The organism is Candidatus Poriferisocius sp., assembly GCF_965208355.1.
In the GTDB taxonomy this organism is placed as follows: Bacteria; Actinomycetota; Acidimicrobiia; order Acidimicrobiales; family Bin134; genus Poriferisocius.
The window spans coordinates 991,417-1,012,931 of sequence record NZ_CBDBOM010000003.1 but is presented as its reverse complement, the minus strand read 5'-3'; the positions used below and the strand labels follow the sequence as shown (position 1 = coordinate 1,012,931).

Annotated in this window: 17 protein-coding genes; 11 read left to right on the top strand and 6 right to left on the bottom strand. The window is 65.6% G+C overall.

Features of this window, described 5'->3' with window-relative positions:
* Positions 1-4: 4 nt before the first annotated feature.
* Both ACOGXH_RS05970 and yihA read left to right on the top strand, forming a co-directional pair.
* Positions 5-1,309, top strand: coding sequence for an acyl-CoA dehydrogenase family protein (locus ACOGXH_RS05970; RefSeq protein WP_419928194.1), 1,305 nt, complete (start codon positions 5-7; stop codon positions 1,307-1,309).
* Positions 1,310-1,360: 51 nt separating this feature from the next.
* The gene (gene yihA / locus ACOGXH_RS05965) at positions 1,361-1,957 is read left to right on the top strand and encodes a ribosome biogenesis GTP-binding protein YihA/YsxC (RefSeq protein WP_419928193.1); all 597 of its coding nucleotides are present in this window, start codon (positions 1,361-1,363) and stop codon (positions 1,955-1,957) included.
* Here yihA and ACOGXH_RS05960 read toward each other — a convergent pair.
* Entirely contained in the window at positions 1,947-2,573 is a 627-nt protein-coding gene (locus ACOGXH_RS05960) for an HAD-IA family hydrolase (RefSeq protein ID WP_419928192.1), read from the bottom strand. The genes yihA and ACOGXH_RS05960 overlap by 11 nt on opposite strands.
* A gap of 36 nt (positions 2,574-2,609) precedes the next feature.
* The gene (locus tag ACOGXH_RS05955; protein ID WP_419930333.1) at positions 2,610-3,821 is read right to left on the bottom strand and encodes an alpha-hydroxy acid oxidase; all 1,212 of its coding nucleotides are present in this window, start codon (positions 3,819-3,821) and stop codon (positions 2,610-2,612) included.
* A 70-nt stretch (positions 3,822-3,891) separates the two neighbouring features.
* On the opposite strand from ACOGXH_RS05955, the gene ACOGXH_RS05950 reads away from it, so the two are divergent.
* Positions 3,892-4,698: a phytanoyl-CoA dioxygenase family protein gene (locus ACOGXH_RS05950; protein ID WP_419928191.1), complete on the top strand. Its 807-nt coding sequence runs from the start codon at positions 3,892-3,894 to the stop codon at positions 4,696-4,698.
* Here ACOGXH_RS05950 and ACOGXH_RS05945 read toward each other — a convergent pair.
* Entirely contained in the window at positions 4,690-5,649 is a 960-nt protein-coding gene (locus ACOGXH_RS05945) for an isopenicillin N synthase family dioxygenase (RefSeq protein ID WP_419928190.1), read from the bottom strand. The two genes, ACOGXH_RS05950 and ACOGXH_RS05945, sit on opposite strands and share 9 nt — an antisense overlap.
* Between ACOGXH_RS05945 and ACOGXH_RS05940 the strand changes: the two genes are divergently transcribed.
* The 8 genes from ACOGXH_RS05940 (at position 5,616) to ACOGXH_RS05905 (ending at position 16,548) form a co-directional block, all read left to right on the top strand.
* Positions 5,616-6,662 carry a PfkB family carbohydrate kinase gene (locus ACOGXH_RS05940; protein ID WP_419928189.1) on the top strand — a complete coding sequence of 349 codons (1,047 nt, stop codon included), beginning with the start codon at positions 5,616-5,618 and terminating at the stop codon, positions 6,660-6,662. The two genes, ACOGXH_RS05945 and ACOGXH_RS05940, sit on opposite strands and share 34 nt — an antisense overlap.
* A 50-nt stretch (positions 6,663-6,712) precedes the next feature.
* Positions 6,713-7,627 (top strand): pseudouridine-5'-phosphate glycosidase, encoded by a 915-nt coding sequence (locus ACOGXH_RS05935; RefSeq protein ID WP_419928188.1) that lies wholly within the window; start codon positions 6,713-6,715, stop codon positions 7,625-7,627.
* Positions 7,628-7,699: 72 nt separating this feature from the next.
* Entirely contained in the window at positions 7,700-10,240 is a 2,541-nt protein-coding gene (gene valS / locus ACOGXH_RS05930; RefSeq protein WP_419928187.1) for a valine--tRNA ligase, read from the top strand.
* Between the two features lies 1 nt (position 10,241).
* A complete protein-coding gene (gene modA / locus ACOGXH_RS05925) occupies positions 10,242-10,976 on the top strand; it encodes a molybdate ABC transporter substrate-binding protein (RefSeq protein WP_419928186.1) in 735 nt (244 codons plus the stop codon).
* Positions 10,973-11,827 carry a molybdate ABC transporter permease subunit gene (gene modB, locus ACOGXH_RS05920; protein WP_419928185.1) on the top strand — a complete coding sequence of 285 codons (855 nt, stop codon included), beginning with the start codon at positions 10,973-10,975 and terminating at the stop codon, positions 11,825-11,827. Before modA ends, modB begins: the two co-directional genes overlap by 4 nt.
* Positions 11,824-12,864, top strand: a complete 1,041-nt coding sequence (locus ACOGXH_RS05915) for a sulfate/molybdate ABC transporter ATP-binding protein (protein ID WP_419928184.1) — start codon at positions 11,824-11,826, stop codon at positions 12,862-12,864. The genes modB and ACOGXH_RS05915 overlap by 4 nt, the downstream gene beginning before the upstream one ends.
* A gap of 157 nt (positions 12,865-13,021) precedes the next feature.
* Positions 13,022-15,451, top strand: coding sequence for a ribonucleoside-diphosphate reductase subunit alpha (locus ACOGXH_RS05910; RefSeq protein ID WP_419928183.1), 2,430 nt, complete (start codon positions 13,022-13,024; stop codon positions 15,449-15,451).
* A 137-nt stretch (positions 15,452-15,588) separates the two neighbouring features.
* The gene (locus ACOGXH_RS05905) at positions 15,589-16,548 is read left to right on the top strand and encodes a ribonucleotide-diphosphate reductase subunit beta (protein ID WP_419930332.1); all 960 of its coding nucleotides are present in this window, start codon (positions 15,589-15,591) and stop codon (positions 16,546-16,548) included.
* Between the two features lie 200 nt (positions 16,549-16,748).
* On the opposite strand, the gene dnaG is transcribed toward ACOGXH_RS05905, so the two are convergent.
* The 3 genes from dnaG to ACOGXH_RS05890 are packed head-to-tail and all read right to left on the bottom strand — an operon-like array spanning position 16,749 to position 21,489.
* The gene (gene dnaG, locus ACOGXH_RS05900) at positions 16,749-18,617 is read right to left on the bottom strand and encodes a DNA primase (RefSeq protein WP_419928182.1); all 1,869 of its coding nucleotides are present in this window, start codon (positions 18,615-18,617) and stop codon (positions 16,749-16,751) included.
* Positions 18,618-18,626: 9 nt separating this feature from the next.
* On the bottom strand, positions 18,627-20,093 hold the full coding sequence (locus tag ACOGXH_RS05895) for a putative PEP-binding protein (RefSeq protein ID WP_419928181.1): 1,467 nt from the start codon (positions 20,091-20,093) through the stop codon (positions 18,627-18,629).
* 58 nt (positions 20,094-20,151) lie between these two features.
* Positions 20,152-21,489 carry a glycine--tRNA ligase gene (locus tag ACOGXH_RS05890; RefSeq protein ID WP_419928180.1) on the bottom strand — a complete coding sequence of 446 codons (1,338 nt, stop codon included), beginning with the start codon at positions 21,487-21,489 and terminating at the stop codon, positions 20,152-20,154.
* Positions 21,490-21,515: the final 26 nt, after the last annotated feature.

The following is a 21,515-nucleotide window of genomic DNA, read 5'->3' as shown; positions in this document are numbered from 1 at the left end:
CCAAATGGCCTGGGATTTTGAGACCGAGCCCGAGTACCAGGAGCAGCTGGACTGGTCCCGGGCGTTCCTCGATGAGCACATCCTTCCGCTGGAGCCCATCGAGCTGGAGGTGACCGACGAGCAGTGGAAGGCACTGACCGCCCCGCTGAAGCAGCAGGTCAAGGACCGGGGCCTGTGGGCCTGCCATCTCGACCCGGAGCTGGGAGGCCAGGGCTTTGGCCAGGTGAAGCTGGGGTTGATGCACGAGATCCTGGGCCGATCATCGATCGCCCCGGCCATCTTCGGAAACAACGCGCCCGACTCCGGCAACGCCGAGCTTCTGGCCATCGGCGGCAACGAGGAGCAGAAGAAGAAGTGGATGGAGCCGCTGCTGGCCGGCGAGCTGCGCTCGGGGTTCTCCATGACCGAACCCGACACCGCCGGGTCCGACCCCACCTTGTTGGAGACCAATGCAGTGCGCGACGGCGACACCTGGGTGATCAACGGCCACAAGTGGTTCACCTCGGGCGGATCAGGGGCCGACTTCCTGATCGCCATGGTGGTGACCAACCCCGATGTCCACCCGTATCAGGGATCGTCCATGATCGTGGTGCCCACCGACACCCCCGGCCTGGAGATCGTGCGGGACGTGCCCAACATGCACCACCCCTATCCGGGCCAGTTCGCCCGCCACCCCTTGGGCCACTCCGAAGTGATCTACCGCGACGTGCGGGTGCCGGCTGAGAACTTGATCGGCAAGCCCGGCGACGGATTTGTGCTGGCCCAAAAGCGCCTCGGCCCCGGCCGCATCCACCACGCCATGCGCTGGATCGGCCAGTCGCAGCGGGCGCTGGACATGATGTGCGAGCGGGCTCTGTCCCGATTCGCCCACGGCAGCCTTTTGGCCGAAAAGCAGATGGTGCAGGACTTCATCGCCGAGACCCGCATCGACATCGCCTCGGCCCGGCTGCTATGCCTGCACGCCGCCTGGCACATGGACAAGCACGGCTCGTCGGCGTCGCGCACCGAGATCGCCATGATCAAGGTGTACGGCACCAAGATGCTGTTCAACGCCATCGACCGCTCCATCCAGGTCCACGGCGCCCTGGGCTACTCGGCCGACATGCCCCTGGAGGAGATGTACCGCAACGCCCGGGCCTCCCGCCTGGTGGACGGGGCCGACGAGGTGCACAAGGTGTCTATCGCCCGCCGCACCCTCAAGGAGTACGCCGCGGTGGACGGCTTTCCCACCGAGCACATACCCACCCGCCGAGCCGCCGCTCTTGAGCGCTTCGCCGACCATCTCGACATCGAGGTCATGAACAGCTAGGTCACCGACAAACCCGGCTTCGCTAGGTAGGGAGGCCGGTAGCCTTTCAGCATGTCCAAGCCGCTGGCCCTGCGCTTTCTGCGGTCGGCCAGCGATGCCGGCCAGCTGCCCGAGTCACGCTGCGAGGTGGCCCTGGTTGGCCGGTCCAACGTGGGTAAGTCGTCGCTTCTCAACGCGGTGGCCAACCGAAAGGGCTTGGCCCGCACGTCCAAGGCACCGGGGGCCACCCGGCTGTTGAACATCTTCGAGTTGGAGGGCGAGCCGGGCCGGTGGCTTGTGGATCTGCCCGGCTATGGCTTCGCCAAGGCCCCCAAGTCCGACCGACACCGGTGGCAGCAGATGATGGACGGCTACCTGATCGACCGCCCCGCGCTGGTTCAAGTGCTGTTACTGATCGACGGCCTGGTCGGCCCTACGCCACTGGACATTCAGACCGTGGAATGGCTTACCCATCACGACGTGGCGCTGCGCCCGGTTGCCACCAAGGCCGACAAGGTGAAGTCCTCCCGCCGCGGTGCCCGCCGAAACGAGCTGGCCCAGGGCCTCGGCGTCGACCCCGGCGATGTCCTGTGGACCAGCGCAGCCAAGGGCCAGGGCATCCCCGAGCTCCGCTCCGAGTTGGCTGCCGCCCTGCGCCTCAACCCCTAATCGGGAATCCCAAAGTCGATTCCAACTCAGCGAGCGCCTCGTCGACATCCACCACCTTGATGGTGGTCATTCCCATAGCCCGAGCCGGCTTGAGGTTCACCCCCAAGTCATCGAGGAACACACACCCAGACGGCTCCATGCCTAGAGCTTCACAGGCCATGGTGTAGAACGTCGGATCGGGCTTACGCACCCCCACCACCGACGACTCGATCACCACGTCGAACCACCCCAGCACCTCGTCTATCTCCGCCGACCGCTCCGAAGACCCCATTGGCGCGTAGTTGTTGGTCAAGAGCCCCGTCTTCAGCCGCTCCGAGCTCCGACGAACCGCCTCGGCCATGCTGGGAATCAGCTCTCCACCTAGCCCGTTCAGCACCGCCATCCCATCCACCTGATAACCCATCGCCGCTGCCTCGCCCTCAAACGCCACGGCAAACTCCTCCAATCCGATCTCCCCCCGCTCCATCTGCGCCCAAGCATTGGTATCCGAATCAGTCGAGTTGATCCGACGTATCAACCCCTCCGGCAAACCATTGGCCCGCTCATAGGCGGCAAACGCTTCCCACGGCCCCGACACAATCACCCCACCCATGTCAAACAGCACCGCTTCAATCACCGAATGACCCCATCGAGTTGAGTTATCCGACATCGACTAGTGACGCAGCCGAACGGAGGCGGGGGTGAGGGCGGAGGCCTTGGGGACGCCGAGGAGGGCGAGGGTGCGGTTTAGGTCTTCGGTGAATTGGTCGATGAGGTGGTCGACGCCGGGTTCGCCGGCGGCGGCGAGGGCGTAGAGGTAGGGGCGGCCGAACGTCACCGCGTCGGCCCCGAGGGCCAGGGCCATGGCGACGTGGCTTCCCCGACGGATGCCGCCGTCGCAGATGATGTTGATGTCGCCGCCCACCGCGTCGGCTACTTGGGGCACCAACTCCAGGATGGGCGGTGCGCCGTCGAGCTGGCGGCCGCCGTGGTTGGACAGGATGATTCCGTCCACGCCCTGTTGGGCGGCCATTTGGGCATCGGCCACCGATTGCACTCCCTTAAGCACCAGCTTTCCGGCCCAGCGTTCCCGCAGCCAGTCCAAGTCGTCCCACGACAGCGCCTGGTTGAACTGGTTGTGGGCAAACTCGGCCAAACCCAGCGCAGAGCTGCCGTCGTAACCCTGAACCCCGGTCAAGTTGGCGAAGGTGATTGGATCGGACCGCAACAGCGACCACGTCCATCCCGGTCGGCGCAACCCGTCCAGCACCGTGTCGGGCCCCAGCGTGGGCGGCAGGGTGAAGCCCCGGCGCACGTCTCTCTCCCGGCGGCCGAACACCGGCGTGTCCACCGCCACCAGCAGCGCCTCGTAGTCGCAGTCGGCCGCCCGCTGGAGCCACTCGGCCACCAACCCCCGGTCCCGCCAGAAGTAGAGCTGGAACCACAGCGGGCCGTCGCTCACCGCTCTTATTTCTTCGATCGAGCGGGTGCTCAGGGTAGAAAGCGAATAGGCAATCCCTTTGCGGGCGGCAGCCCGGGCCACGGCCAGTTCCCCGTCGGGGCACACGATGCGGGTGAACCCGGTGGGCGCCAGCGCGAACGGCACTGGATGGCGCCGGCCCAACAGGTCCACCGAGGTGTCCAGCTCCGACACGTCCCGCAGCACCCGGGGGGCGAACTCCCATTTATCGAACGCGGCGGCGTTGCGCTCCATAGACAGCTCATCCTCAGCCGCCCCATCGATGTAGTCGAACACTCCCGCCGGGAGCCGCCGCCGGGCCAGTTCCCGCAGGTCGGCCACCGACGCCGCCCGGCTCAGCCGCCGCTTGGCCCGATTGGGCTCGAAGCGCCGAAACCGCGCCACCGACCGCAGCGTCCGAATCATGCCCACAGTCTGAACTTACAGCGGCCCCGCTCGACGTCCCTCAATCGGGATTGTGGGAGCATGGCCAGTGATGGGCACTGGCTACTGGCGAGACGGCTACGTCATCCGGCGCCAGCTGGTGCCCGAAGAGATGATCGACACCCTCAACCAGCGCTTCGCCGACATCGCCGACGGCACCATTGCCCAAGCCCCCAACATGCAGATAGCCCGCAACGTGGAGGTGGCCAAGGGATTTGTCACCCCCCGCACTCCGGCCCACGGCATCGCCAAGGTGAACTTCGTGAATGGTGACCCGGTGTTGTCCCGCTATGCGCTCTACGAACCGATCATCGACCAGGTGCAAGAGCTCATCGGCGACGACCTGATCGCCTTGAACAGCATGTTCTTGAACAAGCCCACCGATGTCGACGGCCGCCACCCCTTGCACCAGGACCTGCTCTACTTCCCCCTCCGCCCCGCCGACCGCATCATCGGGGTGTGGACGGCGCTCGACACCATCACCCGGGAGAACGGCTGCCTAGTGGTGTTGCCCGGCACCCACACCGGCGAGCTCCTCGAGCACGACTACCCCGACTGGGAACACCAGAATTTCCTGTTCTTCGGGGCCAAGGGCATCGATGTCGACCAGCGGGTCCACCTAGAGATGGACCCCGGTGACACCTTGTTCTTCCATCCCCTGCTGGTCCACGGCTCCGGCTACAACCGCACCGAAGACCTACGCCGGGCCATCGCCGTCCACTACGCCAGCTCCCACTGCGAAGACATCTGGCACGGAGAAACCAAAACCATCGGCAACTTCGACCCCCGCCTCGACATCCGCCTAGTAAGAGGCCAAGACCCCAACCAATACGCCCACTCCCCCGCCGCATCAAGCTAGGGACACACCCCCGTACGCAGAATCGAACTTTGCCTGAAGCCACGGCCCCGCTTCCACGGTGCCATACCTGGCCGGGTTGGTTGCACTGACGCAGGTTTCGATTGGCGTCACCTCGGTGTGCCAGTTCGGGAGATGGAAGAACGCAATCGCATAGCGGTGTTCGTGCCGTGCCCGCTCGGTTGCCGGGAGAGCCACGCGGTGACGAGTAGAGCGCCATCGACCGTTGGTCCATTGTGCGAGGAGGTCGCCAGTGTTGATCACGAAGCAGCCGTCGATTGGCTCGACCGGGACCCAGTGACCTTCGACGTGTTCAACTTCGAGTCCTCCAGTGCCCTCACCCGGCAACAGGATTGTGAGGGTCCCGTAGTCAGTGTGAACACCGGCTCGCAGCTGGCCCTCCTCCACCGGCTGGGTGACGGGCGGGTAGTGAATGCCGCGCAGCGCGGCCAGGTGTTGGTCAATCGATGGTTCGAAGTGCGCTGTCGGCAGGTGGAGGGCTTCGGCCATCAGTTGAAGGATGCGCCCGGCGAGGTTCTCCATCGCGTCGTAGTACGCCTCCCAGGCCGGGCGGAGCGTGGTTGGGTATGACGGCCAGAGTCGATCGTTGCCCCCGAACGCGCCAGTGGGATCAGGGTGGTGTTTGGGGGGTGCCACGTTGAAGGTCTCTTTGAGGTCCGGGGGTGTCGCTTGCCCCAGAGATGCCGCGAGGGTCTCTTGTTGTGGAGGGTGGTAGCCATAGGGATGGTTCAAGTCCGTCGGGTGATGCGCAGTCATCTTGACGTCGTGAGATTGACCGAAGAACGCAACGATCTCGTTCCAAGCGGTGTCGATCGTGTGGCTGTCGACGCCATGGCCAACAATGGCGAAAAACCCAACGTTCGCTGCGGCGTCATCGATCTGGCGTACGACCGCGTCGCGTGGGCCACTCAGGTCTACGACCGGAATGCTCATCGCCATGGATCCTCCCTCAGCCTCTGGCCAATTATGCCCCGCATTACAGTGTCGGCATCACCCGCTCATCGGTCGCCACCCACATCAGCAACCTCACGGCTCAAGGCAAGATAAAGGGGCGCGGCTACGTCGTAGCCGACGAGCCCTATGTTGTTGTCGTTGGCGGAGCGAACGTCGACATCGAGGGCCGATGCTCCACACCGCCACTGCCACACGAATCGAACCCTGGTGCCGTCGCGATCTCGGCTGGTGGCGTCGCCCGCAACATCGCCGCGAGTCTCGCCTCGACCGGACTCCAAACCCACCTTATTACCGCCCTCGGAGAGGACGACCACGGCCAACTCATCTACAACCGCACATCAACGAGTGGAGTTGATCTGTCGTCGGTGCTGTGGACCTCCCAGCACCCGACGGCCACCTACCTCTCGATCATTGACGCGAGCGGCGAGCTCCTCTTGGCCGTCAACGATATGGCCATCACCGCAGTCGTGGACCGCAAAGCCATTGCCGCGCGCACGGAGTTCTTGCGCCACGCCCGGGTTGTGGTTGTGGACTGCAACCTCAACGACGAGGCCCTCGATGAGATCACCAGCCTCTCCCCTACCGTGTTCGTCGACACAACCTCGGTCGCCAAGGCACCCCGGATTCAGCCCTATCTGGATCGCGTCCACACGCTGAAGCCAAACCGCGCCGAGGCGACCGCGCTCACCGGGATCGACATTCACAACAATGAGACAGCTCGCAAAGCTGCGCAGCGGCTCCTTGACGCCGGTGTCGCCACCGTCTATGTGACGCTCGGACCCGACGGTGTCGTCTGGGCCGACCAAGAAGGCTGCGGCGGATTCCTCTCGGCGCCACAGGTTCACGCTCTCAGCACGACCGGCGCTGGTGACGCGTTCACCGCAGCACTCGTTGAGGGATTCTGCAAGCTCACCGGCCCCGACGAACTCGTCGAGCTCGCCACCGAGCAAGCCGCAGCCATCACAACCGAACTCACCCCCGGCCCCCAGTAGGCCGGAAATCCCCAGGAGATGAATTGAACTCGCAGCACACGCCCCCCATCGTGCTCAGCGACGAGGTCGCCGCCGCGGCAGCCAACCAGGTAGCGATCGTTGCACTCGAGTCCACCATCATCACCCACGGCATGCCCGCACCTGACAACGTCGAGACCGCCCGCCGCGTGGAAGCAGCCGTTCGCGCCAACGGTGCAACCCCAGCCACGATCGCGGTCGTCGACGGCGTCGCCCGCATTGGACTCACTGACGAGGAGCTTGACCGGCTCGGCCAACCCGGCCCGGAGCTCGTCAAGATCGGCAACCAGAATCTCGCCGCGTCGCTCTACCTTGGCCAAACTGGCGGCACCACCGTCGCAGTAACGATGAAGCTCGCCGCTCTCGCCGATATCAAGATCTTCGCCACGGGCGGAATCGGCGGCGTCCACCGCGGCGCGCAGAACAGCTTCGATATCAGCGGCGACCTCGAAGAGCTCGCTCGCACCCCCGTGGCCGTTGTGTCCGCAGGCTTCAAATCGATCCTCGACGTCGCCAAGACCACCGAGTACCTAGAGACCCTTGGTGTCCCGATCGTCGGCTACCAGACGACAACGCTCCCGTCCTTCTACAGCATCGAAAGTCCCCATGAGGTCAGCCTCCAGTTGGACAGTCCCGAATCCATCGGCGCCTACCTTCACACCCACTGGAGCCTTTACCCAGCCTGCGGTGCCGTGATCGCGAACCCCATCCCACAACACGCCGCGATCCCCACCAACCGCATCGAGGCGGCAATCGCCCAAGCGTGCGTTCACGCCGATGCTGAGGGCATCAGCGGCAAAGAACTCACCCCATTCCTACTGCAATGGCTCGTCGATGCAACCGACGGCGAGAGCCTAGAAGCGAACAAAGAGCTGGTGTTCAACAACGCGAAGGTCGCCGCGCTGATCGCCCAGCACCTCACATCGCCATGTGAGTCCCAAAACTAGAAGGGTGGTGCCAACAACCCCACGCGTAACGACTGCAACCCGCCACCAATACAGCAGTACGATGACCAGGCGATGACCGCCCGCAACGTCCCCGAGAAGCCCGCGCTCGAGGGCCTCGAAGCCAAGTGGGACGAAATCTGGGAAGCCAACGGCACGTATAGGTTCGACCGCACCGCGACCCGCGACCAGGTCTATTCCATCGACACCCCGCCCCCCACGGTCAGCGGCAGCCTCCACGTGGGTCACATCTTCAGCTACACCCACACCGACACCCTCGCCCGCTACCGCCGCATGCAGGGCAAGCAGGTGTACTACCCCATGGGCTGGGACGACAACGGCCTGCCCACCGAGCGTCGGGTGCAGAACTACTTCGGCGTGCGCTGCGACCCCTCCCTTCCCTACGACCCCCACTTCCAGCCCCCCGACGAGCCCGGCAAAGACCAGCTCCCCATCTCGCGGCGCAACTTCGTCGAATTGTGCGAACAGCTCACTGCCACCGACGAGCAGGCCTTCGAGGAACTCTGGCGCCGCCTGGGCCTGTCCATCGACTGGAGCCTCACTTACGCCACCATCGACGAGCGCAGCCGCCGAGCCTCCCAGCGGGCCTTCCTCCGCAACCTGGCCCGGGGCGAGGCCTACCAGAGCGAAGCTCCCAGCCTCTGGGACGTGACCTTCCGCACCGCGGTGGCCCAGGCCGAGCTGGAAGACCGGGAGCGCCCCGGCGCCTACCACCGCCTGGCCTTCAAGCGCCCCGACGGCCGCGACCTGCTGATTGATACCACCCGCCCGGAACTTCTGGCCGCTTGCGTGGCCGTGGTGGCCCATCCCGACGACCAGCGCTACCAGCCCCTGTTTGGCCAGACCATCACCACTCCGCTGTTCAAGGCGTCTGTGCCCATGGTGGCCCACGAGTTGGCCGACCCCGAAAAGGGCACCGGCACGGCCATGATCTGCACCTTCGGCGACACCACCGACGTGACTTGGTGGCGGGAGTTGGACCTGCCGGTGCGGGCCATCGTCGACCGAGGCGGCCGCATCGTGGCCGATGCTCCCGACGGCGTCGACCCCGCTCCCTATGCCGAGATAGCCGGGCGCACCATCCACGGCGCCCAGCAACGCATGGTCGAACTGCTCACCGAGTCGGGCGAGCTGATCGGCGATCCCCAGCCCATCACTCACCCGGTGAAGTTCTTCGAGAAGGGCCAGCGCCCCCTCGAGATCGTCACCTCCCGCCAGTGGTACATCCGCAACGGCGGGCGCGATCAGGCCCTGCGCGACGCCCTCATCCAGCGGGGCCGGGAGCTCAACTGGGTGCCCGAACACATGCGGGTCCGCTATGAGAACTGGGTTGGCGGGTTGAACGGCGACTGGCTCATCAGCCGCCAGCGCTTCTTTGGCGTCCCCTTCCCCATCTGGTATCCGCTGGATGCCGACGGACAGCCCGACTACGACCACCCCATCGCCGCCGACGAGGCCAGCCTCCCCATCGACCCCTCTTCCGACACACCTCCGGGTTACACCGAGGAACAGCGGGACCAACCCGGGGGCTTTGCCGCCGACCCCGATGTGATGGATACCTGGGCCACCTCTTCGCTCAGCCCCCAGATCGCCTGCTATTGGGAGGACGACCCCGACCTGTTCGAGCGAACTTTCCCCATGGACCTGCGCCCCCAGGCCCACGAGATCATCCGCACCTGGCTGTTTGCCACCGTGACCCGGGCCCACTTCGAGCACGACGGTTTGCCGTGGTCCACCGCGGCCATCTCCGGCTGGGTGCTCGACCCCGACCGCAAGAAAATGTCCAAGTCGAAGGGCAATGTGGTCACCCCCATGGACACCCTGGAGGCCTTCGGGGCCGACGCACTGCGCTACTGGGCCTCGTCGGGACGGCCCGGCACCGACACCGCCTTCGAGGAGGGCCAGATGAAGGTGGGCCGGCGCCTTGCGGTGAAGATCCTCAACGCCAGCCGGTTCGTGCTCGGCCAGGAACCCACGGCCCACGCCCAGGCCACCGAAACCCTCGACCGGGCCCTGCTCGGCCATCTGGCCAATCTGATCGACGACGCCACGGCCGCATTCGAAAAGGGCGACTACGCCCGAGCCCTGGAGAGCTCGGAGACCTCGTTCTGGTCGTTCACCGACGATTACCTGGAGCTGGTCAAAAACCGGGCCTATGGCGGCCGGGGCGGGGCGGCCGGCGAGTCGGCCCGCTACACCTTGGAGACCGCCCTCACCGCCTACCTCAAGCTGTTCGCCCCGTTCCTTCCCTATGTGACCGAAGAAGTGTGGTCGTGGTGGCAACAGGGCTCGGTCCACCGCTCCCCGTGGCCCGATGCCGCGGAGCTGCGGGCCGCGGCCGGCGATGTGAACCCCGAGGCCGCCGTGGTAGCGGCCGACACGCTGCGGGAGATCCGCCGGATAAAGAGCGACGCCAAAGTGCGGCTGGCCACCGCGGTCACCACCGCCACCGTCACCGACACCGCCGAGCGGCTGGCCATCTTGGAGCAGGTGGCCGACGACGTGGCCGACGCAGGACGGTGCCTGGAACTGCTCACCGCGGTGGGCCCGGAGCTGTCGGTGACGGCGGAGCTGGAAACCGAGTCCGCGGCCTGACATGCGCGCACTGGGCCTCGGTGTTCTGGCCGGGGTTCTGGCCTGGTTGGTGACAGGATGCGGGGGTGGAGACAAGACCACCGTGACGGTGTACGCGGCGGCGTCGCTGTCGGAAGCGTTCGAAGACTTGGCCACCGAGTACGACAACGCCAACCCCGACGTCGACGTGAAGCTCAACTTCGCGGGCAGCGCCCGGCTGGCGGCCCAGATCAGCGCCGGGGCCCGAGCCGACGTGTTCGCATCAGCCAACGCCGCCACCATGAGTCGGGTTGTGGCCGAAGGACGCACCGCCGCACCCCCGGTCTTGTTCGTCCGCAACCGACTGGCTTTGGTGGTGCCAATCGACAATCCCGGCAACGTGACTGGGCTGGAAGACCTGTCCGAAGACGGTCTGGTATTGGCAGTGTGCGCCCCCGAGGTTCCCTGTGGCGCCCTCGCCCGGGCTGTGCTGTTGGACGCCGGGGTCAACCTCGACGCCGACACCGAGGAAACAAGCGTGCGGGCCGTGCTCACCAAGGTGACGCTGGGCGAGGCCGACGCCGGGCTGGTGTATGCCACCGACGTGGCCGCTGGCGGCGACAAAGTGGCCGAAGTGCCCCTCGGACCCCAGATCAGGTTCAACGACTATCCAGTGGCCCCGGTTAGCGACCGGGCTGTTGCCGCCGAATTCGTGGACTTCGTCCTCGGGCCTGACGGTCAGCGCATACTCCGAAGCCATGGATTCGAATCACCATGACCAGCCGTCCCGCCTCCCGAGAACCGAATCGCCGACCGCCGATCGCCATCTTGGTGATGGCTGTCATCGCAGTCGCCATCTTGGCGTTGCCCCTCGTGGGCCTGTTGCAGCGGGCCCCCTGGTCGTCGCTGGGCACCACGCTGGGCGAAGCGGCCACCCTGGAGGCTCTCCGGGTGTCGGTGGTGGTGTCGCTTCTGGCCGCGGCTATATCGGTGGCGCTCGGGCTTCCGCTGGCCTGGGTGTTGGCCCGGCTGTCGTTTCGAGGCCGGGCGCTGGTGCGGGCCGTGGTGCTGCTGCCCATGGTCCTGCCCCCGGTGGTGGGCGGCATCGCCCTGTTCTTCGCCCTCGGTCGCCGGGGTCTCGTCGGCCGGGCCCTGCACAACTGGTTCGGCCTCGACACCCTCATCGGCACCACCGCGGGCGCGGTGATCGCCGCCGCGTTCGTGTCGATGCCATTCTTCGTGATCACCGCCGAGGCCGGCTTGCGCCAGCTCGACCCCCGGCTGGAGTCGGCCGCCTCTACCCTGGGCGCCGGTCGCTGGACGGTGCTGCGCCGGATCACTCTGCCGCTGCTGGCCCCGTCGCTGGCCGCGGGGGCCACCCTGTCGTGGGCCCGAGCCCTGGGCGAGTTCGGGGCCACCATTACCTTTGCCGGCAACCATCCGGGCCGCACCCGAACGCTGCCGCTGGCCATCGCCCAGGCCAACGAGGCCGGCCAGCCCGAGGCGGCCATCGCCATGTCGGTGCTGCTGATTGGAGTGTCACTGCTCATCCTCATCGGCCTGCGCCACCGCTGGATCGCTCCCCGCACTCCCCAACAGCAGAGCTCGCCGGAGTCGTCCCCCTCATGAGCATCCAAGCCGAGGTCCATGCCACCACGGGAGGCTTTTCGATTGATGCCGCCTTCGAAGCACCGACCGGGAGTTGCACCGCCATCGTCGGACCCAACGGGGCGGGCAAAACCACATTGATCCACGCGCTGGCCGGCTTGATTCCCCTTCAGAAGGGCAGGATCGTGCTGGCCGGACAGCTGGTCGACGACGCCGCCCAGGGAGTTCACGTTCCCTCCAACCGCCGCCCCATCGCCCTACACAGCCAGCACAATCTGCTGTTTCCCCACCTCAGCGTGGTGGACAACGTGGCGTTCGGCCCCCGGTGCTCCGGCGAGGCTGCCCGCCAAGCCCGTCGGCGAGCCGAAGAGTGGCTCGACAAGCTGGGGTTGATCGACCTGGCTGGACTGCGTCCCACACAGCTATCGGGCGGACAGGCGCAGCGGGTGGGCCTGGCCCGGGCAGCGGCCTGTCAGCCAGACGTCCTGCTGCTCGATGAGTCCTTGGCCTCACTTGACGCCGAAACCCGCACCGACGTGCGCCACTTGCTGGCCGACATCGAAGCCACCCGGGTGCTGATCACCCACGATCCGGTGGAGACTCGGTTGCTAGCCGATCAACTCCTGGTGATGGAGAGGGGTGAGATCGTTCAGACCGGCACCCCCGATGAAGTGGCCGCCGATCCCCGTACGCCGTGGACCGCCGGACTGCTCGACATCAACCTGCTCACCGGGACCGCCACCGGCACAGAGGTGGCCCTAGACGGCGGCCTCTCACTCACCACCGCCACTCCCATGAATGGCCCGGTGCTGGTCACCTTCTCCCCCGCGGCTGTGACTCTGTCAACGACCGAGCCCCACACCAGCGCCCGCAACACCTGGCAGGCCGAAGTGGCCCGCATCCAGCCCGAGAGCGACCGGGTCCGAGTTCTTCTGGGCGCCCCGGTCCCGTGCCAGGTGTGGGTAACACCCCAAGCTGTGGGCGAGCTTGGCCTAGACGCCGGAACGCGGTGCTGGGCAGCCCTCAAGGCCACCGAATTGACGGTCCGAGACGCCTAGTCCGCGCGCGCCTACAAGCCCACTTTTTCTCAGCGTCATTTAAAACCCCCTGGTCATGAACCTAAGATTCAATGACTATTGCGTAATTTTTCCGGTGTAATTACACTCATAGGACTTCGGGCTGACCGCCGAAAAGCCTCATCCGCAGGGGGGACTGATGACACTCATACAGGAGCCACTGGCCGCAGTAAGCACGAATGGGACCGATGCCGACCAGAACGGAGACCATGCCGCCAGCGCGACCGGGATGCGGGTGCGCAAGCGCAACGGCGAGCTGGAGCCGGTAGACGTCAACAAGATCGTCAATGCGGTGGCCCGCTGTGCCGAGGGACTAGTGGGCGTCGACCCGATGAGGGTGGCCACACGAACCATCTCCGCCCTAGCCGACGGGGCCACCACCCGGGAGCTAGACGAGTTGTCCATCCGCACCGCAGCCGGGCTCATCGTCACCGAGCCCAACTACTCCAAGCTGGCCGCCCGGCTCCTGTCCACCTGCATCGACAAAGAAGTCCGCAACCAGAACATTCCCTGGTTCACCGAGTCGATCAAAACCGGCCACAGCCTGGGCCTGATCAGCGATGAGACCGCCGATTTCGCCGAAAAGCACGCCCCCGCGCTGAACGCCTCCATCAGCTCGCTGCGCGACCGGAATTTCGAATTCTTCGGCCTGCGCACGGTGTACGACCGCTATCTGCTGCGCCATCCCGACACCCGACTGGTGATCGAGACACCCCAGTACTTCTTCCTACGGGTGGCCTGCGGCCTCTCGGCCGACGCCGATGAAGCCATCGCCTTCTACGACCTGATGAGCTCGCTGGCTTACCTCCCGTCGAGCCCGACGCTGTTCAACTCCGGTACCGCCCACCCGCAGATGTCGTCGTGCTACCTGCTCGACTCCCCCGAAGACAGCCTCGAGGGCATCTACCAGCGCTACACCGACATTGCCCGCCTCTCCAAGTTCGCCGGCGGCATTGGCGTGGCCTGGCACCGCATCCGCTCCAAGGGATCGCTCATCAAGGGCACCAACGGCCTGTCCAACGGCATCGTGCCATGGCTAAAGACCCTGGACAGCTCGGTAGCCGCCGTCAACCAGGGGGGTAAGCGCAAGGGCGCGGCCTGCGTGTACCTGGAGACTTGGCACGCCGACATCGAGGACTTCTTGGAGCTCAAGGAGAACACCGGCGACCACAACCGCCGAGCCCACAATCTCAATCTGGCCAACTGGGTACCCGACCTGTTCATGGAGCGAGTGGAACAGGACTGGCAGTGGTCGCTGTTTGACCCCAAGAAGGTTCCCCACTTCACCGACCTCTATGGTGATGAGTTCCGGGAGGCTTATGCAGAAGCCGAGGCTGCCGGGCTGTACGAGCGCCAGCTCCCCGCCCGCCAGCTCTACAGCCGGATGATGCGGTGCCTGGCCCAGACTGGCAACGGCTGGATGACCTTCAAAGACGCCTCCAATCTGCGGTGCAATCAAACCGGCCAAGAAGGCCGCACCGTACACCTGTCCAACCTGTGCACCGAGATCATCGAAGTCACCAGCGCCGATGAGACCGCAGTATGCAACCTGGGGTCGGTCAACCTGGGAGCGTTTGTCGACACCGACTCCGGCACGATGGACTTCGAGCGGCTCGGCAGCGTCGTCCGCAGCGTGGTGCCCTTCTTGGACCGGGTAATCGACATCAACTTCTATCCCACCTCCGAGGCGGCCAACTCCAACGCCAAATGGCGCCCAGTGGGCCTGGGCCTGATGGGCCTCCAAGACGTGTTCTTCCATCTGGCCATGCCCTTTGACAGCGACGAGGCCCGCCGACTGTCGGCCCGCATCTCCGAGGAGATCTATTTCAACGCCTTGTGGGCCTCTACCGAGCTGGCCGAGAAGCACGGACCCCATTCGGCGTTCCCCGAGACCCGGGCGGCCAGCGGCCAGCTCCAATTCGACCTGTGGGGCAAGGAGTCCTCCGATCCGGCCCGGTGGCAAACGCTGCGGGACCGAATCGCCGAGCACGGCCTCCGCAACTCCCTGCTCATCGCCATCGCCCCCACCGCCACCATCGCCTCCATCGCCGGGTGCTACGAGTGCATCGAGCCCCAGGTGTCCAATCTGTTCAAGCGGGAGACCCTCTCCGGCGAGTTCTTGCAGATCAACCGCTATCTGGTCAGCGATCTCCAAGAGTTGGGCCTGTGGGACGACCAGATGATCGCCGATGTAAAGCGGTCCGAGGGCTCGGTGGCCGACATCGAGCGCATCCCCGACGGCCTCAAGGCGGTGTACCGCACTGCGTGGGAACTCCCCCAGCGCTCGCTCATCGACATGGCCGCCGACCGGGGGGCATTCATCGACCAGTCCCAGTCGCTCAACTTGTTCATGGAGTCGCCCACCATCGGCAAGCTCAGCTCTATGTACTCGCACGCTTGGAAGTCAGGGCTGAAAACCACCTACTACCTGAGATCCCGACCGGCCACCCGGATCAACCAGACCACCACCGGCGGCACTCCCACAGTCCCTGCATCTGCCCCAGTAACCGACGCCGAGGCGGTGGCCTGCTCCCTGGAAAACCCCGAGACCTGTGAGGCATGCGAATAATGGCTCTGGCAGAAACCCCATTTATTGAAGAAGACCTGGGCCTCAACCCGACATCAGATCCGACGCCTCCGGCACCTGCGACGACTCCAGCCCTAGGGCGGATCCTTGATCCCGGCTTCAAGCTGACGCTTCGCCCCATGCGCTATCCCCAGTTCTTCGACATGTACCGCGACGCCATCAAGAACACCTGGACGGTGGATGAAATCGACTTCTCCGATGACTTGGTCGATCTGGAGCGCACCCTTCTCCCCGCGGAGAAGCACCTGGTGAATCGGCTGGTGGCGTTCTTCGCCACCGGCGACTCCATCGTGGCCAACAACCTGGTGCTGAACCTCTATAAACACGTCAACGCCCCCGAGGCTCGGATGTATCTGTCCCGGCAGCTCTACGAGGAGGCGCTGCACGTCCAGTTCTACCTGACCCTGCTCGACAACTACATCCCCGACCTCGACGAGCGGGAGGCCGCGTTCGCCGCCATCGACAACATTCCCTCCATTCGCAAAAAGGCCGAGTTCTGCTTCCGGTGGATGAACTCGATGGACGACATCGACCAGTGCGACACCCCTCAGCAGCGCCGTCAGTTCCTGTTGAATTTGATCTGCTTCGCCACCTGCATCGAGGGGCTGTTCTTCTTCGCGGCGTTCGCCTACGTGTACTTCTTGCGGTCCAAGGGGTTGTTGAACGGGCTGGCCGCGGGCACCAACTGGGTGTTCCGCGATGAGAGCTGTCACATGAACTTCGCCCTTGAGGTGGTGAACACAGTTCGGGCCGAGGAGCCCGAACTGTTCGACACCGAGCTCAGCGAGCAGGTCACCACCATGATCTGCGAGGCAGTCGACTGCGAGTACCAATTCGCCGAGGATCTGCTAGGCCAGGGCGTGCCTGGCATGTCGGTGGCCGACACCCGCCGCTACTTGGAATTCGTGGCCGACCAGCGCCTCAGCCAATTGGGTCTTCCCAAGCAGTTCGCCGCCAAGAACCCGTTCTCGTTCATGGAACTCCAAGATGTGCAGGAGCTGACCAACTTCTTCGAGCGCACCGTGGCCTCCTACCAAGTGGGTGTAGAGGGCGACGTCGCCTTCGACGAGGACTTCTAACCGGCATCGCCCCTCTGGGGCACCCCTCGGCGACAAACCGTTGCTGGATTCATCTGTTGGCCGGACGCGCTGCGCCCCTGGGCCGGAGGGGGGCAGCCCAGGGGCGCACTTACCCCGTTGAGGGATCTTCTATCAGGCTACGGGCACCGTGAGGATTCCGGGTGGATGCCGGATGAATCAGAGAAGCAAAAGGCCGCCGCCTACGTCCCCGGCCGCAGCAGCTCTAGCAGGGCCCGGGCCTGTTCGGACTCCCACTCCGATTCCCGGAGTTGGTCCATAGACGTCTTCAGGCTGGCCACCCGGCGCAGCAGCTCCTCGTCGGCTGAGCCGGTACGGGCTTGGCGCTCCAGGTAGGCCAACTCCCGCTGGGCCTCCTCATACAACAAGATGGCCATCACAACGTCCTGTCGATGGCGACTCGTCCGCAGCTCCTCGTCCTCATCCACCACCAGCTCCCGCATGAGCTCTGTCACCCTTGGGTCTGCCTCAGCCAGCAGCGTGTCCATATCGGGGTATTCCAGCAGAGCCTCGAATACCCCCCGATAGAGAGGATGGTGGAATAGCTCGGGACCGATCTCCGGCCACACCCCATCGGGCTCGTTGGCCGCCAGCCACAGCACTTGGCGCTCCACGTTGTTGGGAGGAGGGCTCTCATTGGCCCCATCGCCCTCGAATTCCGAGTAGTCGCCACGGTTGCCACTGGACTCATGCCCTGTGTCAGCCGGGTGGGGGGCGTCTTCCGCCGCGGGTCGGGATGCCCGGCGTGGGCCGGGGCGGCGAGCATCGGCTGCCACGTTCCGCAGGTGGTCGGCGTTCACCGAGCAGCGGTCGGCTACCTCCACCAAGTACTTGTCCCGGATCTCCGGGTTGGGGTGCTCGGACACCAGACGGGCGGCCCTTTCCCCCGCCCGGACCTGGCCCTTGACCGTCGATAGGTCGGCCTCGCCCAATACCCGGTTGATGCGGAAGTCCATGAAGTCCACCGCATCAGAGACCGCGGCCGCCAGCCGCTCCGGATCGTTCTGGGCCAAATCGCCGGGATCAGCCCCGGGAGGCAGGTCGGCCACCGCCACCTCCAGCTCGAAGGCGTGCTCCCACTGAGAGAATCGCTCGGCCGCGGTCTGACCAGCGGAGTCCGCGTCGAAGGCCAACACGATGCGGGGGGCGAACCTGCGTAGCACCCGAACGTGGTCCTCGGTTAGGGCGGTTCCGCAGGTAGCCACCGCTCGGGCGATGCCGGCCTGGGCGAAACCGATCACGTCGGTGTAGCCCTCGCACACAATCACCTCACCGGCGTTCACTATGTCCTGTTTGGCCCAATTGAGCCCGTACAGCACCCGGGACTTGCGATACACGGTGTTGTCCACCGAGTTCTTGTACTTGGGACCATCCCCGCCGGGAAGCACCCGTCCGCCGAAGCCCACTGGCTTGCCGCTGGGATCGAAGATGGGAAACAGCAAGCGAGCCCGGAAGCTGTCTTGGATGCGCCCACCCTTGTTACGGAATCCCAAGCCGGCGTCAGAGAACACCTGCGCTGCCATTCCCTTGTCGGTGCCCACCCCGAGACCCGTCGCCAGCGCGTCCCAGTCATCGGGGGCCCATCCCATCTTGTACTGGCGCACCACATCGCCGTCGTAGCCCCGGTGGCGGAGATAGCCCCGGGCCGGGCCGGCATCGGCCGCGGTCAACAGCCGCTGGTGATACCACTCCACCGCCTGCTCAAGTGCATCGGTGAGCTTGCCCCTCTTCTGGCGGTCGGCCCCTTCACCAGGAGCGGTGTAGCGAAGGACAATCCCTGCCCGGCCAGCCAGTCGCTCCACCGCCTCGACGAAGTCGGCGTGTTCCACCTCCCGAAGGAAGGTGATGGCGTCGCCGCTGGCCTTGCACCCGAAGCAGTGGTACACCCCCATCTCGGCGTTGACCGAGAAAGACGGAGTCTTTTCGGCATGGAACGGGCACAGCCCCTGCCAGCGGCGCCCCACCCGCTTCAGCTGTACGTATTCGCCGATGACCGCGACGATGTCCGTCGCCTCTCTCACCCGGGCCACGTCTTCGTCGTGGATGCCCACAGTGTGAGACTACGCGGAGCCAGCGACAGCTTGGGCGGCCGCTAGCCGTGCCACGGGAATCCGGTGTGGGGAGCAGGACACATAGTCCACGCCAGCAGCGGCCAAGAACGCTATCGACGCCGGGTCGCCGCCGTGCTCTCCGCACACCCCGATCTCGATGCCGGGGCGAACAGCGCGGGCTGCCGCCACCGCGTCGGCCACCAGTCGGCCCACTCCGCCGGTGTCCAGGGTCTCAAAGGGGTTGGCCGCCAGCAGGCCGTGGTCGATGTAGGGGCGCATGATCTTGGCTTCAATGTCATCCCGGCTGAAACCAAACGTCATCTGGGTCAAGTCATTGGTGCCCACCGACAGGAAGTCGGCGCAGCCTGCGATCTCGGTCGCGGCCAGCGCCGAACGCGGGGTCTCGATCATGGCCCCCACCGGGATGGCCCGCCCTCCCAGGCGACTTTCGAACCCAACCAATTCGTCGGTCACCGCGGCCCGCACGTGGGCCAGCTCGGGTCCGCCCACCACCAGCGGCACCATCACCCGCACTCGTGGATCACCGCCGTCAGCCACTCTGTGGGCAGCCGCCTCACCCGCTGCTCTGGCCTGGGACCGGTACAGCTCAGGGCGCAGGACCCCCAGCCGGGCGCCCCTCACCCCGAGCATGGGATTTTCTTCGACCAGCTCGGGATGATCGGGCAGAAACTCGTGCAAGGGCGGGTCAAGCAGTCTCACGATCACCGGCAACCCGTCCATGACCTCCAACAGTTCGACCAGGTCGTTCACCTGGGCGTCGGCCAGCGCGTCCAGAGCGGCCTGCCCGCCATCGGTGATGGCCCGCTGGATGAGCGGCAGCCGCTCCCCCAAGAACATGTGCTCGGTGCGGCACAAACCTACGCCGTCCGCTCCGAACTCCCGGGCTAGCCGGGCTGAGTGGGCGTCGTCGGCGTTAGCCCGCACCCCCAGGCGCCCGGCGCGCAATTCGTCAGCCCACTCCAGCAGCCGGAACAGCTCGTCGGGGATCTCCACGTCGTCCACCTCGGCGGCACCCATCATGATGGTGCCTGCCGAGCCGTCCACGGTGATGGGATCGCCGTCGCGCAGCTCTGCCTCGCCCAGTCGGGCCGTCCCCGCTGCATCGTCCACCGAAAGGGTCTCCACTCCCACCACCGCGGGGATGCCCCAGCCCCGGGCGATTACCGCCGCGTGGCTGGCCATGCCCCCCTTGGCGGTGATGATGGCCGCAGCGACCGACATGGCCACTTCATCGGCCGGCGTGGTGAATGGGCGCACAAAGACGGCGGGAACGCCTTCGTCGTCGGCGTCGAGCACCGCGTCCACCGACAGGCATACCCGTCCCGAGGCCGCTCCCGGTGAGGCGGCCACCCCGTGGGCAGCCACCGGCCCTGATGGGCTGTCGGCCATCTTGGCGTGAAGCAAGTCCTCGATGTCGATGGGGGAAACCCCCAGCACCGCCTCAGACTGTTCCATTTCACCACGCCCGACGGCGTTTACTGCAGCGACAACCGGGCTGGTCACCGTGTCTGTCTCACAGACCGAGCTTGGCGTCCAAGTGCTCGGCCAGCCCGTCGATGGGCACCCGGTCTTGGTCCATGGTGTCCCGATCACGCACGGTGACGGCTCGGTCTTCGAGGGTGTCGAAGTCCACGGTCACGCAGAAGGGGGTGCCGATTTCGTCTTGGCGTCGGTAGCGGCGCCCGATCGACTGGGTGACGTCGTAGTCGGTCATCCACCGGGGCTGGAGCAGGCCCAGCACCTCCTCGGACACCGATTGGAGATCGGGCTTCTTGGACAGGGGCAGCACCGCCGCCTTATAGGGCGCCAGCCGAGGGTGCAGTCGCAGCACCGTGCGGGATTCCCCCCGCACCTCCTCGGTATCGAAGGCGGCTAGCAGAAACGCCATCATTGTGCGGGTGGCCCCCGCGGCTGGCTCGATCACGTGGGGCCGGTAGCGCTCGTCGGCCTGCTGGTCGTAATAATCCAGGTCGACGCCAGAGTGCTGGGAGTGCTGGGTGAGGTCGTAGTCGGTGCGATTGGCGATGCCCTCCAGTTCGCCCCACCCCCACGGGAACAGGTACTCCACATCGGCGGTGCCGGCTGAGTAGTGGCTCAGCTCGTCGGCGTCGTGGGGCCTCAACCGCAGCTTGTCGGTGGGGATGCCCAGATCGGTGTACCAATCCATCCGTGCACCGCACCAGTACTCGAACCACATGGCGGCCTCATCAGGGGGCACGAAGTACTCCATCTCCATCTGCTCAAACTCCCGAGTGCGGAAGATGAAGTTGCCCGGCGTGATCTCGTTGCGGAACGACTTGCCGATTTGGGCGATGCCAAACGGCGGCTTGTTGCGCACGGTGTTCAGCACGTTGGCGAAGTTGATGAACATTCCCTGGGCGGTTTCGGGCCGCAGGTAAACGTCAGCCCCGGCCCCGGCCACCGGACCAGCCTGGGTGCGGAACATCAGGTTGAATTCCCGGGCCTCGGTGAACTGGCCCCGGGCCCCGCAGCTCGGGCAGACCTCAGGGTCTTCCAACTGGTCTGCCCGAAAGCGCATACCGCAGTTGCGGCAGTCCACCAAGGGGTCGGTGAAGTTGGTCAAGTGTCCCGACGCCTCCCACACATCGGGAGGCGACAGGATGGAGGCGTCTAGGCCGACCACATCGGTGCGGAGCTGCACCATGGACCGCCACCAGGCATCCTTCACGTTGCGCAGCAGCAGCACCCCCAAAGGGCCATAGTCGTAGGCGCTGCGGAAGCCGCCGTAGATCTCGGCTGACTGGTACACGAACCCCCGCCGCTTGCAGAGATTCACCACCTTGTCCATCAGATCGTCGCCCGCGCCCCGTTCGGCGTCGCCGCTGCTCATGGGCCGCAGGCTACCGGCCCTCAGCT

Coding starts and splice junctions, on each gene's coding strand:
- ACOGXH_RS05970 (WP_419928194.1), top strand. CDS start 5: ATGGCCTGGGATTTTGAGACCGAGCCCGAGTACCAGGAGCAGCTGGAC.
- yihA (WP_419928193.1), top strand. CDS start 1,361: ATGTCCAAGCCGCTGGCCCTGCGCTTTCTGCGGTCGGCCAGCGATGCC.
- ACOGXH_RS05955 (WP_419930333.1), bottom strand. CDS start 3,821: ATGATTCGGACGCTGCGGTCGGTGGCGCGGTTTCGGCGCTTCGAGCCC.
- ACOGXH_RS05950 (WP_419928191.1), top strand. CDS start 3,892: ATGGGCACTGGCTACTGGCGAGACGGCTACGTCATCCGGCGCCAGCTG.
- ACOGXH_RS05945 (WP_419928190.1), bottom strand. CDS start 5,649: ATGAGCATTCCGGTCGTAGACCTGAGTGGCCCACGCGACGCGGTCGTA.
- valS (WP_419928187.1), top strand. CDS start 7,700: ATGACCGCCCGCAACGTCCCCGAGAAGCCCGCGCTCGAGGGCCTCGAA.
- modA (WP_419928186.1), top strand. CDS start 10,242: ATGCGCGCACTGGGCCTCGGTGTTCTGGCCGGGGTTCTGGCCTGGTTG.
- modB (WP_419928185.1), top strand. CDS start 10,973: ATGACCAGCCGTCCCGCCTCCCGAGAACCGAATCGCCGACCGCCGATC.
- ACOGXH_RS05915 (WP_419928184.1), top strand. CDS start 11,824: ATGAGCATCCAAGCCGAGGTCCATGCCACCACGGGAGGCTTTTCGATT.
- ACOGXH_RS05910 (WP_419928183.1), top strand. CDS start 13,022: ATGACACTCATACAGGAGCCACTGGCCGCAGTAAGCACGAATGGGACC.
- ACOGXH_RS05905 (WP_419930332.1), top strand. CDS start 15,589: ATGCGCTATCCCCAGTTCTTCGACATGTACCGCGACGCCATCAAGAAC.
- ACOGXH_RS05895 (WP_419928181.1), bottom strand. CDS start 20,093: ATGGAACAGTCTGAGGCGGTGCTGGGGGTTTCCCCCATCGACATCGAG.
- ACOGXH_RS05890 (WP_419928180.1), bottom strand. CDS start 21,489: ATGAGCAGCGGCGACGCCGAACGGGGCGCGGGCGACGATCTGATGGAC.